The sequence below is a fragment of the Pseudomonas sp. S2_A10 genome (assembly GCF_054668465.1).
The window spans coordinates 3,518,118-3,531,430 of sequence record NZ_CP162773.1 but is presented as its reverse complement, the minus strand read 5'-3'; the positions used below and the strand labels follow the sequence as shown (position 1 = coordinate 3,531,430).

The following is a 13,313-nucleotide window of genomic DNA, read 5'->3' as shown; positions in this document are numbered from 1 at the left end:
ATTGTCAGCGCTATCAAGCACTTGCCAACCCTGTTCAATCCGCCGACCCACTAGCGCTACGTAACGGTGGTGAATCACCCGAGTGACAAAAATCTGTCGCTCATTCGCCGTTACGCGTCCCTCCCCTTCAGCAGTACTTCGCAGTGTCTCGCAAAGTGAATGGAACTTTCCTCAAGCCTTTTCGAGCTCCCTAAAGCGCATAAAACAAAGGCTTTCGAGCTGAACAATGTGCTGCTTTTGAAAAACCGCATAAGTTTTTTTTGGAATAAACCTTATGAAAATTTTTTCTTAGCTACGCTCTAGGATGTTCTTAGCTCTGTTGTTACAAGAGTGAAACGCTTATACCCAAAATTTACGTCAAATATTTGGCGACGGTAACACAACATTGAGATCCAGGGAGATGCACCCATGCGCGTTTTAACCCCCCTCTGCAGCGCGGTTTTGCTGGCCATGGCTTGCACTTCCCAAGCCCAGGCGATGAACCTCACCGAGGCGATTCAAAGCACCATCGCCACTCACCCGGAACTGGCGTCGCGCGTGGACGCCCGCTTGTCAGCGGATGAACAGGTGAAAGTGGCCAAGGGCGGGTTTTATCCGTCGGTCGATCTGAACGCTGCCTACGGGCGCGGCTACAGCGACAACACCAACACTCGCGCCTTCGGTAATCACAATACCGAAATCCTCAACTACACCCAGTCGGAGCTGCGCTTGCGGCAGATGATCTTCGACGGCTTCAACACCGCCAACGAAGTCGAGCGCACCAAGGGCGTGTCCAATTCGCGCGCCTACTACGCGCAAGGCACCGCACAGGATCTGGCCCTGCGCACCATCGAGGTCTACCTCGAAGTGCTCAAGCGGCGTGAACTGGTGACGCTGGCCAAGAACAACCTGCAGGCGCACTTGCGTGTCAACGATCAGATCGGCCTGCGCACCGAGCGCGGCATCGGCAGCACCGCCGACTCCGATCAATCGGTTGCCCGTCGTGCACTGGCGCAGAACAACCTCGACACCGCCGAAGTCGATCTGGCCGACGCCGAATCGAATTTCTACAGCGTGGTCGGACGCATGCCCGATGAGCTGGAAACCCCGGCCTCGACTCGCGGTGAGATGCCGCCGGACCTGCGTGAAGCGCAGCAGAGCATGGTCGACAACAACCCTTACCTGAAATCGGCCCAGGCTGACGTGCAGTCCGCCGAGAGCCAGTACGAAGTCGCCAAGTCGCCGTTCTACCCGCGCTTCGATGCCGAAGCAGCAGTCGGCGCAAACAACAACGTGCAGGGTGATGAAGGCCACGACAACGAATGGCGTGTCGGTGTGGTGATGAACTACAACCTGTTCCGTGGCGGCAGCGACAAGGCACGCCTGGCCGCGAATGCCCACGACATCAACCAGGCGATGGACATCCGCAACAACGCCCTGCGTCAGCTCAACGAGAACATTCGTCTGGCCTGGAACGCCATGGAAAACGCCAAGAAGCAGACGCCGACCGCTCGCGAATATGCCGAAACCACCAAACGCGTGCGCGCCGCTTATCAGGACCAGTTCGGCCTCGGCCAACGCACCCTGCTCGACCTGCTCGACAGCGAAAACGAGCTGTACAACGCCAACCGCCGCTACACCGAAATCCGCTACACCGAGGAATACTCGATGTACCGCGTGCTGGCGAACATGGGCCAGTTGCTGAGCAAACAGCGCGTGGTGCTGCCGGCTGATGCGATTGCCACGACCGAAGTAAAAAACCAGGCGCGCCTGCCGGAACTGAAGTAAACGGTGCAGGAACTGACTTTGCCCTGATCGTTCCCACGCTCTGCGTGGGAATGCCTCAAGGGACGCTCCGCGTCCAGTGACGCGGAGCGTCACGGGCTGCATTCCCACGCAGAGCGTGGGAACGATCCGATAACCGAGCCCGTTCAACAGAGGCAATCACTATGACCAGCATGGAACCCGGCGCCACCGGGGTCGATCCGCGCCTGAGCTTCGACGACCCGTTACTCGACGGCCTGCTGATCCTCTGCAAACTGCATGGCGCCACGGTCAGTCGTGCCAGCCTGAGCGCCGGGCTGCCCCTGAACAAACAACGCCTGAGCCTCGATCTGCTGCCCCGTGCAGCAGCGCGGGCCGGATTACAGGCGCGCTTGTTGCGCCGTGACCTGAAAGACATTTCACCGCTGAACCTGCCGATCCTGCTGCTGCTCAACGACGGCCGCACCGCTGTGCTGCGGCGGTTTGGCGAGGATGGCAAAGCCCTGCTGCTGCCCAGCGAAGCCGACGGCGGCGAGCAATGGGTGAGTCGCGAAGAGCTTGGCGAACACTACAGCGGCCAGGCCTTGTTCGCCCGCCCGCGCCACGAACTCGAAGACCTGCGCGCGCCGCTGGTGCCACGGGTAAATGCGTGGTTTCGCGACACTCTTAAACTGTCGAAATGGCTGTACAGCGATGCGATTCTCGCCAGTTTTCTGATCAATTTGCTCGGCCTGATGGTGCCGCTGTTCGTCATGCAGACCTACGATCGCGTGGTGCCCAATCAGGCGACCTCGACGCTGTGGGTGCTGTCGATCGGTTTGCTGATCGGCACCGGTTTTGAACTGGTGCTGCGCGTGGTCCGTGCGCACCTGCTCGACACCGCCGGCAAGAAAACCGACGTGATCCTCTCGGCGACGTTGTTCGAGCGCATCACCGGGATGTCGATGAAAGCGCGGCCGGCGACCATTGGCGGCTTTGCCCAGAGCATTCACGACTTCCAGGGCCTGCGTGAATTTCTCACTGCCGTGACCCTGACCAGCCTGATCGACTTGCCCTTTGTGGTGTTGATGCTGGTGGTGATCGGCCTGCTCGGCGGCTGGCTGGTGGTGATTCCACTGTTGGCGTTTCCGATCACGATCATTTTCGCCATGGTGATTCAGGTGCGCCTGCGTGACACCGTGCAAAAAAGCCTGAGCCTCGGCGCGGAGCGTCAGGCGGTGCTGATCGAAACCCTCGGAGGCCTGGAAACCCTCAAGGCCTGCGGCGCCGAAAGCGAGCGTCAGCACAAATGGGAAAGCACTCACGGCGCCCTCACCCGCCTCGACAGCCACGCGCGCAACCTGTCGGCGCTGGCCACCAACGGCACGCTGTTCATCCAGCAGTTTTCCGGGATGGCGACGATTGTTGCCGGGGTCTACAGCATCATCGCCGGCAACCTCAGTGTCGGCGCGCTGGTCGCCACCTACATGCTCGGCAGCCGCGTGCTCGCCCCGCTCGGCCAGATCGCCGGGCTGATCACCCGTTACCAGCAAGCGCAACTGACGATGAAAAGCACCGATGCGCTGATGGCCCTGCCGCAAGAGCGCGACGGCAAACAACGGCCACTGGAACGCACGCAGCTGCAAGGCGCCCTCGACGTCAGCGGCGTGACGTTTCACTACAACGGCCAGAATGCGCCGGCGCTGAGCGAGGTCAGCTTCAGCCTGAAAGCCGGCGAGCGGGTCGGTATCATCGGCCGCAGCGGTTCGGGCAAAAGCACGTTGGCGCGGCTGGTCATGGGCTTTTATGAAGCTGAGGAAGGCCAACTGCTGCTCGACGGCCTCGACCTGCGCCAACTGGACGTAGCTGAACTGCGCCAGCAGATCGGTTATGTCGCCCACGACCTGCCGCTGCTGGCTGGCAGCCTGCGCGACAACCTGACCCTGGGCGCGCGTTACATCAGCGACTCACGCATGCTCGAAGTCGCCGAACTGACTGGCGTCACCGAACTGGCCCGGCAACACCCGCAAGGCTTCGACCGACCGGTGGGCGAACGCGGGCAACTGTTATCCGGCGGCCAACGCCAGGCGGTGTTGCTGGCGCGCGCGTTACTGCTCGATCCACCGATCATGCTGCTCGACGAACCCACCAGCGCCATGGACAACAGCAGCGAAGATGCGCTGCGGCAGAAACTGCATGGCTGGGTGCAAGGCAAAACCCTGCTGCTGGTCACCCACCGCACCTCAATGCTGAGCCTGGTGGACCGGTTGCTGGTGCTGGACAACGGCCGGGTCGTCGCTGACGGCCCGAAAGAAGCAGTCATCGAAGCGCTGCGCAAGGGCCGTGTCGGCTCGGCGGCGGTCTAGGAGTTACGCCATGCCTGCTTCTTCCGATAGCAACAAGCGCGGCTACTTCGACAGCTTCGGCAAAAGTGCCGAAGCCGAGTTCATGCCGGAAACCGCCGGCGCGGCGTTGCAGGATTCGCCGCGCAAATCGCGGATCACCGTATGGCTGGCGGCAGCGCTGCTGATCGCCGCCCTGGTCTGGGCCAAATTCGCCGTGCTCGAAGAAGTGACCATGGGCGAAGGCAAGGCGATCCCGTCGAGCAAGGTCCAGGTGATCCAGAACCTTGAGGGCGGTATCGTCACCGAGATTTTCGTTCGCGAAGGCCAGATGGTCGGCAAGGGCGACACCCTGCTGCGTCTGGATGACACGCGCTTTCGCTCGAACAAGGGCGAGAGCGAGGCCGACCGTTACGCGCTAACCGCGCAGGTTGAACGCTTGTCAGCGGAGGCCGAGGGACGCCCCTTCAAACTCTCCGCTGAAGTCATCGCCAAGGCGCCGCAAGTCGCCGAGGACGAGCGCTCGCTGTACGAGCAACGCCAACGGCGGCTGGCCAGCGAGCAGCGCACCCTCAGCGAACAGCTGCGGCAGAAAACCCAGGAACTCGCCGAGTTTCGTTCCAAGCAAGGCCAGTTCAGCTCCAGCCTCGCGTTGTTGCAACAAGAGATGAACATGTCCGAACCGCTGGTGAAAACCGGTGCGGTGTCACCAGTGGAAATCCTCAGGCTCAGGCGCAGCGCCGTGGAGATCCGTGGTTCGCTGAACGCCACCACGCTGGCGATTCCCCGCGCCGAATCGGCCATCGCCGAGATCCGCAGCAAGATCGACGAATCCGAGCAAACCTTCCGTTCCGAGGCCGCCAAAGAGCTGAATGAGAAACGCACCGACCTGTCGAAAATCACCGCTTCGAGCATCGCCATCGACGATCGCGTCAGCCGTACCACGGTGACATCACCGGTACGCGGGGTGATCAAGCAGATGAAGGTCAACACCATCGGCGGCGTGGTCCAGCCGGGCAGCGACATGGTCGAAATCGTGCCGCTGGAAGACAACCTGCTGATCGAAGCCAAGGTCCGCCCGCAGGACGTCGCGTTCCTGCATCCGGGCCAGAAAGCCATGGTCAAGTTCAGTGCCTACGACTACACGATTTACGGCGGGCTGAGCGCCAAACTCGAGCTGATCGGCGCCGATACGATTACCGACGACAAGGGCAACAGCTTCTATCTGATTCAGGTGCGCACCGACAAGAATCACCTGGGCGGCGACGTGAAACCGCTGCTGATCATCCCGGGGATGGTGGCGACGGTGGACATCATTACCGGCGAGAAAAGCGTCTTGGATTACTTGCTCAAACCGGTGCTGAAAGCGCGGACCGAGGCGATGCGCGAGCGCTAGTGATCTTTGAATTGCGGTGATTGATCTGGCGCTTTCGCGAGCAGGCTCGCTCCCACAATTGGAATGCGTTCCCCTGTGGGAGCGAGCCTGCTCGCGAAGAGGCCCGCACAGACAATGATCATCTGTCGCCATGGTTACGCTGAAAGGTCTCCTCCCCCATCGCCGCAATCTGCCCTTCGATCAGCGCTTCAAACGGTTTCAGTAACGGCGCAAACGTCGTCGGTGCTTCGAGGGTTTCGAGCGCCTGGACGATCGCCTCGATCGTCGATAGCGCTCCCGGCCCCGGCGCCTTGCGCAGGCGATAGCGCGACACGCCGCCCTCGGCCAGGGTCACCCGTGGCAGTGCTGCCAGCAGCGGGTTGAGGTGCAGCATCTTGCGCGCTTTGCGCCAGGTGCCGTCCGGGACGACCAGCAACATTGGCTGATCATTTGGCGCGTAAACCTGCAACGACTGCGCATCGTCAGCCGGGAACAGCAAGCGCGCCTGATAACCCGGCTGGTTCAACAGTTTCGGCAAATCTTCGAATACCTCGCCGACAATCAGCTCGGCATTGCTCAGTCCCAGCGCCGCCAGCCGCGCGGTATTGAGCGCGTGACTGACCTCGCTCGGATGCTGCAGCAGCAACACCCGGGTGCGGCTATCGAGGTGCGGAATCAATGGGCACAGGCAATGGGTCTGGGGGCGCAGGCAGCGCGGGCATTGGGGTCGGGACATTTTTTTCTCAAGCCTGATTGAGCTGCGCTTTGAGCAAATCGCGGAAGGTCTGGATCAGCGGCTCGCGGCTGCGGCCCCTGCGCATGATCATCGAAAACGGCGCCTGATAACCGAAGGTCGCTGGCAGCAGAACGCGCAGATCGCCCTTGTCGGCCCAGGCCTGCGCGTAGTGTTCCGGCAGGTAACCGATGTAGGCGCCGGAGAGCACCAGAATCAGCTGCGCTTCCATACTTTCCACGGTCGCGGCACTGTGTTTGAAACCGTGGCGGGCCAGTTCCGCCTGACTCCAGTAACCGCGCCCGACCATTCGTTGCTGAGTGATGACCTGCTCGGGGATGCGCCGCTCGTTGAACAACGGGTGACGACTGCTGCAATACAGCCAGTGCTGCTCGCGGTACAGCGGCATGTAGACCAGACCGCTCATGCGCGTGGAAAACGCACCGATGGCCAGATCGAGGCGATTGTCCTGCACGCCGAGCTGCAATTCGTAAGGGCTCATCACCGACAGGTGCAGATGCACCGCCGGGTGTTCCTGGCTGTAGGCGCCGATGGCTTCGGCAAACGGCAGGGCCTTGTCGCTGACCGTGGAATCGATCACGCCAAGGTTGAGCGTGCCGCGCAGTTCGCCCTTCAGCGCGGCGGCGTATTGCTCGAAGCCTTCAAGCTCGGCGAGCAGGCGCAGGGTTTCCTGATGGAACAGCTCGCCCTTGCTGGTCAGGCTGAAGCCACCGCGCCCGCGATGGCACAGCACCAGACCGAGCGCGGTTTCGAGCTGGCTCATGTAAGTGCTGATCGCCGAGGTCGACAGGTTGAGTTCCTGCTGCGCGTTGGCAAAACCCTGATGGCGCACGACGCTGACGAAGATGCGCAGGAGTTTCAGGTCGGGTAAAGCGTTGGCCATGTCTACTCCGGGCTTTGCAACTGTGTGTATGTGGGAAAAGCCCCTCACCCCAGCCCTCTCCCCGAGGGAGAGGGAGCCGATCTCCATGGCTTTCAAATCCTGAGTTCGACTCGATTTTTCAGGTCGATGCAGATTCCGCCAACAACTCGGTCGGCCCCCTCTCCCTCTGGGAGAGGGATGGGGTGAGGGCAACAATCTTCAGCCCTACACTTCATTCGAACCCACCAAAGTCTAATCCCACCTCTCCCATTAGTTTAGAAAAATCTGAACTAAGTTTTTGCCCGTAGCGATTCTTCCCCGTCACTACATTTCGCATGATCGGCCCCACAGCGGCGTCCGAACCTGTGCTCAACGGCGCGCCGGCATAAATAAAACAAAGACGATGAGGCCCTACCCGTGGACAAGATTCTTCACCAACCACTGGGCGGCAATGAAATGCCGCGCTTCGGCGGCATCGCCACCATGCTCCGACTTCCCCATGTACCGACCGCAGCCGGCCTCGACGCTGCCTTCGTTGGCGTGCCGCTGGACATCGGCACTTCGCTGCGCCCCGGCACGCGCTTCGGGCCGCGCGACATCCGCACCGAATCGGTGATGATCCGCCCGTACAACATGGCCACCGGCGCCGCGCCGTTCGACTCGCTGTCTGTTGCCGACATCGGTGACGTGGCGATCAACACCTTCAACCTGCTCGACGCCGTGCGCATCATCGAAGAAGCCTACGACAACATCCTCGAGCACAATGTCATCCCGATGACCCTGGGTGGCGACCACACCATCACCCTGCCGATCCTGCGTGCGATTCATAAAAAGCACGGCAAGGTTGGCCTGGTACACATCGATGCCCACGCTGACGTCAACGATCACATGTTCGGCGAGAAGATCGCCCACGGCACCACGTTCCGTCGTGCCGTCGAAGAAGGTCTGCTCGATTGCGATCGCGTGGTGCAGATCGGTTTGCGTGCGCAGGGCTACACCGCTGACGACTTCAACTGGAGCCGCGATCAGGGCTTCCGCGTCGTTCAAGCCGAAGAGTGCTGGCACAAGTCGCTGGCGCCGTTGATGGCCGAAGTGCGCGAGAAGGTCGGTGGCGGTCCGGTGTATCTGAGTTTCGACATCGACGGCATCGACCCGGCCTGGGCGCCCGGCACCGGCACCCCGGAAATCGGCGGCCTGACCACCATTCAAGCGATTGAAATCGTCCGTGGCTGTCAGGGCCTCGACCTGATCGGCTGCGATCTGGTAGAAGTCTCGCCCGCTTACGACACCACCGGCAACACCTCGCTGCTGGCCGCCAACCTGCTGTACGAAATGCTCTGCGTACTGCCTGGCGTGGTTCATCGCTGAGGGTCGGGTCATGCACGCACGTGATCAGGTTCTGCACGCGGCCGCCAAGTTGGTCGCCGCGTTTGCGCGTAACGATCGCGAAGCTTACTTCGGCGCATTCAGCACCGATGCCAGCTTCGTCTTCTACACCCTCGACCAGCCATTGCTGTCGCGCGATGCCTATCAGGCGTTGTGGGACCGCTGGCGTGCCGAGGATGGTTTCGAGGTGCTGTCGTGCACCTCGAGCAACGCCTTTGTCAGCCTGCAGGGTGACGTGGCGGTTTTCATCCATGACGTGGCCACCGAGCTGCGCATGCAAGGGGAGCAACACTTCAGCCAGGAGCGCGAGACGATTGTTTTCAGAAAACAAGCGTCGAGCCTAGAACAACAAGGCCTATGGCTGGCCTGTCACGAACATTTGTCCGCAATGCCGGAAGGGCTGCCACCCCCTTAGCCAATGGTGACGCTCACGCACGATGAGCGCGCCTGATGATCGGAGCAGATCATGAATAACAACAACAACGAAAAAAGCCTTAGCAGCATCGAAACAAACGGGGTCGAACAGATCCCGGATCATGAGCGCGACGCCCGACCCAGCGACCTGTTTCGCTTGATCTTCGGCGGCGCCAATACGTTTGCCACCGCTGTGCTCGGCAGTTTCCCGGTGCTGTTCGGCCTGTCGTTTCAGGCCGGTGTCTGGGCGATTGTCCTGGGTGTGGTGGTCGGTGCACTGATCCTCGCGCCGATGGGTCTGTTCGGCCCGCTCAACGGCACCAACAACGCCGTGTCTTCCGGTGCGCACTTCGGCGTGCACGGGCGGATTGTCGGGTCGTTCCTGTCGTTGTTGACGGCGATCGCGTTCTTCTCGCTGTCAGTGTGGAGCTCGGGTGATGCGCTGGTCGGCGGCGCCAAACGCCTCGTCGATTTGCCGGAAACCGACCTGACCCTGGGCCTGGCCTACGGTCTGTTCGCGCTGCTGGTGCTGACCGTGTGCATCTACGGTTTCCGCATCATGCTGTGGGTCAACCGCATCGCCGTGTGGGCCGCGAGCCTGTTGTTCCTGCTCGGCATCTTCGCCTTCGCCCCTGCTTTCGACAGCCAGTACGCCGGCAGCGTGGCGCTGGGTCAGGCCGGGTTCTGGGCGGCATTCATCGGCGCGGCACTGGTGGCGATGAGCAACCCGATTTCCTTCGGTGCGTTCCTCGGCGACTGGTCGCGCTATATCCCGCGTGAGACGCCGAAGGGCCGGATCATGCTGGCGGTGATCGCCGCGCAACTGGCGACGTTGATCCCATTCCTGTTCGGCCTCGCCACCGCCACCATCGTCGCGATCAAAGCGCCGGACTACATCGCCGCGAACAACTATGTCGGCGGCTTGCTGGCCGTGTCGCCGAGCTGGTTCTTCCTGCCGGTGTGCCTGATTGCGGTGATCGGTGGCATGTCCACCGGCACCACGTCGCTGTATGGCACCGGGCTGGACATGTCCAGCGTGTTCCCGCGCGTGCTTTCCCGGGTCAAGGCGACCTTGCTGATCGGCGTGCTGTCGATCGCCTTCATCTTCATCGGCCGTTTTGCGGCGAACCTGGTGCAGAGCGTGTCGACCTTCGCCGTGCTGATCATCACCTGCACCACCCCGTGGATGGTGATCATGATCATCGGTCTGCTGGTGCGGCGCGGCTTCTACTGCCCGGATGACCTGCAAGTGTTCACTCGCGGCGAACAGGGCGGACGCTACTGGTTCAACCACGGCTGGAACTGGCGCGGTCTGGGGGCGTGGATTCCGAGTGCGCTGGTCGGCCTGTGCTTCGTCAACCTGCCGGGGCAGTTCGTCGGCCCGCTGGGCGAACTGGCCGGTGGCATCGACATCAGTTTGCCGGTGACATTGGGCCTGGCGTCGGTGGTGTATCTGACGCTGCTCAAGCTGTTCCCGGAACCTCGGGAGGTGTTTGGGCCAACGGATGTGCGCAGTGAAGCCGCCATAAAACCCGAACTACGTCACGCCGCCTGAATAAACGCAAAACCCTGTGGGAGCGAGCCTGCTCGCGAAGACTTCAGCACATCCAACGTTGATGTGACTGACAGACCGCCTTCGCGAGCAGGCTCGCTCCCACAGAAAGCATTGCAGACCCCATTTGCTTGACCATAAAAAAGACAATCGGAGACACGCCATCATGGCTTTGGATTTATTCGTCGTACTCATTTATGCCGCTGCGATGCTGATTCTCGGCTACTACGGTATGCGCAAGGCCAAGACCCACGAAGACTATCTGGTTGCCGGGCGTAATCTGGGGCCGTCGCTGTACATGGGCACCATGGCAGCAACCGTACTCGGCGGCGCGTCCACCGTCGGCACTGTGCGTCTGGGCTACGTGCATGGCATTTCCGGTTTCTGGCTGTGCGCGGCACTGGGCTGCGGCATCGTCGCGCTGAACCTGTTCCTCGCCAAACCCTTGCTGAAACTCAAGGTATTCACCGTCACCCAGGTCCTGGAGAAGCGCTACAACCCGATGGCGCGCACCGCCAGTGCGACGATCATGCTCGCTTACGCGCTGATGATCGGCGTGACCTCGATTCTGGCGATCGGCACCGTGCTGCAAGTGTTGTTCGGTCTGCCCTTCTGGATTTCCGTACTGCTGGGCGGCGGTATCGTGGTGACTTATTCAACGATCGGCGGCATGTGGTCGCTGACCCTGACGGACATCGTCCAGTTCGGCATCCAGACGGTGGGCCTGATGTTCCTGTTGCTGCCGATCTGCCTGTACCGCGTAGGCGGCTGGGATCAACTGGTCGCGCAACTGCCGGCGGCCAGCTTCAACTTCACCAGCATCGGCTGGGACACGATCATTACCTACTTCATGATCTACTTTTTCGGCATCCTGATCGGCCAGGACATCTGGCAGCGGGTGTTCACCGCCAAAAGCGAAAAGGTCGCCAAGTACGCAGGCACCTCGGCCGGGATCTACTGCATCATTTACGGTCTGGTCTGCGCCTTGATCGGCATGGCTGCGCATGTGCTGATTCCGGATCTGGACAACGTCAACAACGCGTTCGCCGCCATCGTCAAAGTCTCGCTGCCCGACGGCATCCGCGGCCTGGTGATCGCTGCCGCACTGGCGGCGATGATGTCCACCGCCAGTGCCGGCCTGCTCGCCGCGTCCACCACGCTTACCGAAGACCTGCTGCCGAAACTGCGCGGCGGCAAACAGTCCAACGTCGCGGTCAGCCGTCTGTTTACGCTGCTGACGGGGATCGCGGTGTTGGGCATTGCTCTGGTCGTCAATGACGTGATCAGCGCGTTGACCCTGGCTTACAACCTCTTGGTCGGTGGCATGCTGATTCCGCTGATGGGCGCGATTTTCTGGAAGCGTGCGACTACTGCCGGGGCGATCAGCGCCATGACGCTGGGCTTTGTCACTGCGCTGGTGTTCATGGTCAAGGACGGCATGGACGCGAACACGCCGATCTATTACAGCCTGGGTGTCAGCCTGGTGAGCTTCGTACTGGTGAGCCTGTTCTCGCCGCGCCCGGCGACCGTGGCCACTGCGGTGTGAATCGACTGTAACGAGGTGATGTTTTCTTCAGCGGGTGTGGCGTCGGTAGCCACACCCGTTTTTTTCGCTTGGCGAAAAGCAAAAGATCGCAGCCTTCGGCAGCTCCTACCATTTGTAGAAACTGCCGACGGCTGCGATCCTGAAATCTCTGATCGGAGGTATTAACGGCGACGTGGCTGGCGCCGACGCTGTTCGTCGTCCGTGCGAATCGGTACCGGTTGCAGAGGCGGTTCGATCAAACCGAGGGCAACTCCCAAATCGTGCAGCCAGTTCTGGATTTTCTCTTTCATCGTCATGCCCCCTTCAGGGTGGTGCTGAGCGGCCGGAATTCTGAGGCCGCTTCGCACTGATAATAGTCCGAAGTCCTACGCAATGCTCGGCCAAATCCGCAATGATCTGTTACTGAATTGAACAGAATCTGTTGCGATTGGTTCACGCGGTTTCCCGCACTTCATGCAAAGCCACGGGATAGACCGCTTGCTGCACGTCGATCCAGGCATTCAGGTTGGCCCCGGCCATACCCTTGCGCCACATGAGCCACGTTGTCGCACCCGCGAACGGCTCGGCCAACGGATGCACCGCGACGCTTTCGCGACCCGGCAGGCTGGCGAGCATCGACTCGGCCATCAACGCCACACCACTGCCGGCAATCACACAGGCGAGCATGCCCTGATACGACTCGATCTCCATCGGCCGGCCCATTGCGGCATGGTAGTGGGCGAACCACGCTTCCAGACGCATGCGATATGAACAACCCTGGCGAAAAGTGAACACCGAGCGCCCTTCCACGTCCCGCGCGGTGCGTACCGGCGGATGGTCGATTTCAGTGATCAGCACCAGCCGTTCCTCGCACAACGGCACGCCATCAAGCCCGGCCAGTTCCAGCGGTCCGTCGACCAATGCCGCGTCGAGGCGACCGGTGAGCAACCCTTCAAGCAGTTCGCCGGTCGGCGCCGATTGCACCTGCAAATTCACCATCGGGTATTGCTTGTGATAACGCGCCAGCAGCGCCGGCAGATGGATCGCCGCCGTGCTGTACATGGTGCCCAGCACGAAATCCCCGGCCGGTTGCCCGCCCATCACCGCCGCACTGGCCTGATCGCGCAGAGCGAAGAGTTTGCCGGTGTAGTCGAGCAGCACCTTGCCCGCCGGCGACAACTGCAAACGCTGCCGTTCGCGCACGAACAATTCGACACCCAGCTGCTCCTCGAGCTGTTTCAGGCGCGTCGACAGATTCGACGGCACACGATGCAAGCGCTCGGCGGCGCGGGTGATCGAGCCTTCCTCGGCGACCGCCTGAAATATCCGCAGCTGGCTGAATTCCACTGCTTTCTCCTGAACAGAACAAGTTACTCACTAT

At 61.2% G+C, this 13,313-nt stretch carries 11 protein-coding genes; 7 read left to right on the top strand and 4 right to left on the bottom strand.

What is annotated here, in order from left to right:
- The first annotated feature begins 408 nt into the window (after nt 1-408).
- The 3 genes from AB4N41_RS15920 to AB4N41_RS15910 all read left to right on the top strand — a co-directional run bounded on the left by AB4N41_RS15920 (nt 409) and on the right by AB4N41_RS15910 (nt 5,460).
- Nucleotides 409-1,767 (top strand): TolC family outer membrane protein, encoded by a 1,359-nt coding sequence (locus tag AB4N41_RS15920; RefSeq protein ID WP_016771146.1) that lies wholly within the window; start codon nt 409-411, stop codon nt 1,765-1,767.
- A 161-nt stretch (nt 1,768-1,928) separates the two neighbouring features.
- Nucleotides 1,929-4,088 (top strand): type I secretion system permease/ATPase, encoded by a 2,160-nt coding sequence (locus AB4N41_RS15915; protein ID WP_252877675.1) that lies wholly within the window; start codon nt 1,929-1,931, stop codon nt 4,086-4,088.
- 10 nt (nt 4,089-4,098) lie between these two features.
- Nucleotides 4,099-5,460, top strand: coding sequence for an HlyD family type I secretion periplasmic adaptor subunit (locus AB4N41_RS15910; protein WP_039761043.1), 1,362 nt, complete (start codon nt 4,099-4,101; stop codon nt 5,458-5,460).
- Nucleotides 5,461-5,578: 118 nt separating this feature from the next.
- On the opposite strand, the gene AB4N41_RS15905 is transcribed toward AB4N41_RS15910, so the two are convergent.
- Together AB4N41_RS15905 and AB4N41_RS15900 are read right to left on the bottom strand one after the other, a co-directional pair.
- Nucleotides 5,579-6,175 carry a tRNA-uridine aminocarboxypropyltransferase gene (locus AB4N41_RS15905; RefSeq protein ID WP_252868978.1) on the bottom strand — a complete coding sequence of 199 codons (597 nt, stop codon included), beginning with the start codon at nt 6,173-6,175 and terminating at the stop codon, nt 5,579-5,581.
- A 7-nt stretch (nt 6,176-6,182) separates the two neighbouring features.
- A complete protein-coding gene (locus AB4N41_RS15900) occupies nt 6,183-7,076 on the bottom strand; it encodes a LysR family transcriptional regulator (RefSeq protein ID WP_095180681.1) in 894 nt (297 codons plus the stop codon).
- A gap of 396 nt (nt 7,077-7,472) precedes the next feature.
- On the opposite strand from AB4N41_RS15900, the gene speB reads away from it, so the two are divergent.
- From speB to AB4N41_RS15880, 4 genes are all read left to right on the top strand, one after another.
- The gene (speB, locus tag AB4N41_RS15895) at nt 7,473-8,423 is read left to right on the top strand and encodes an agmatinase (protein WP_003222717.1); all 951 of its coding nucleotides are present in this window, start codon (nt 7,473-7,475) and stop codon (nt 8,421-8,423) included.
- Nucleotides 8,424-8,433: 10 nt separating this feature from the next.
- The gene (locus AB4N41_RS15890; RefSeq protein ID WP_252877674.1) at nt 8,434-8,856 is read left to right on the top strand and encodes a YybH family protein; all 423 of its coding nucleotides are present in this window, start codon (nt 8,434-8,436) and stop codon (nt 8,854-8,856) included.
- Nucleotides 8,857-8,907: 51 nt separating this feature from the next.
- Nucleotides 8,908-10,410, top strand: coding sequence for a purine-cytosine permease family protein (locus tag AB4N41_RS15885; protein ID WP_056783681.1), 1,503 nt, complete (start codon nt 8,908-8,910; stop codon nt 10,408-10,410).
- A 163-nt stretch (nt 10,411-10,573) separates the two neighbouring features.
- Nucleotides 10,574-11,953, top strand: a complete 1,380-nt coding sequence (locus AB4N41_RS15880) for a sodium:solute symporter family protein (protein WP_041478965.1) — start codon at nt 10,574-10,576, stop codon at nt 11,951-11,953.
- Nucleotides 11,954-12,114: 161 nt separating this feature from the next.
- Here the strand turns inward: AB4N41_RS15880 and AB4N41_RS15875 are convergent, their stop codons facing one another.
- Both AB4N41_RS15875 and ptrR read right to left on the bottom strand, forming a co-directional pair.
- Entirely contained in the window at nt 12,115-12,243 is a 129-nt protein-coding gene (locus AB4N41_RS15875; protein ID WP_003184145.1) for a PA1414 family protein, read from the bottom strand.
- Between the two features lie 142 nt (nt 12,244-12,385).
- Entirely contained in the window at nt 12,386-13,279 is an 894-nt protein-coding gene (gene ptrR, locus AB4N41_RS15870) for a putrescine utilization regulator PtrR (protein WP_252877673.1), read from the bottom strand.
- Nucleotides 13,280-13,313 lie beyond the last annotated feature (34 nt).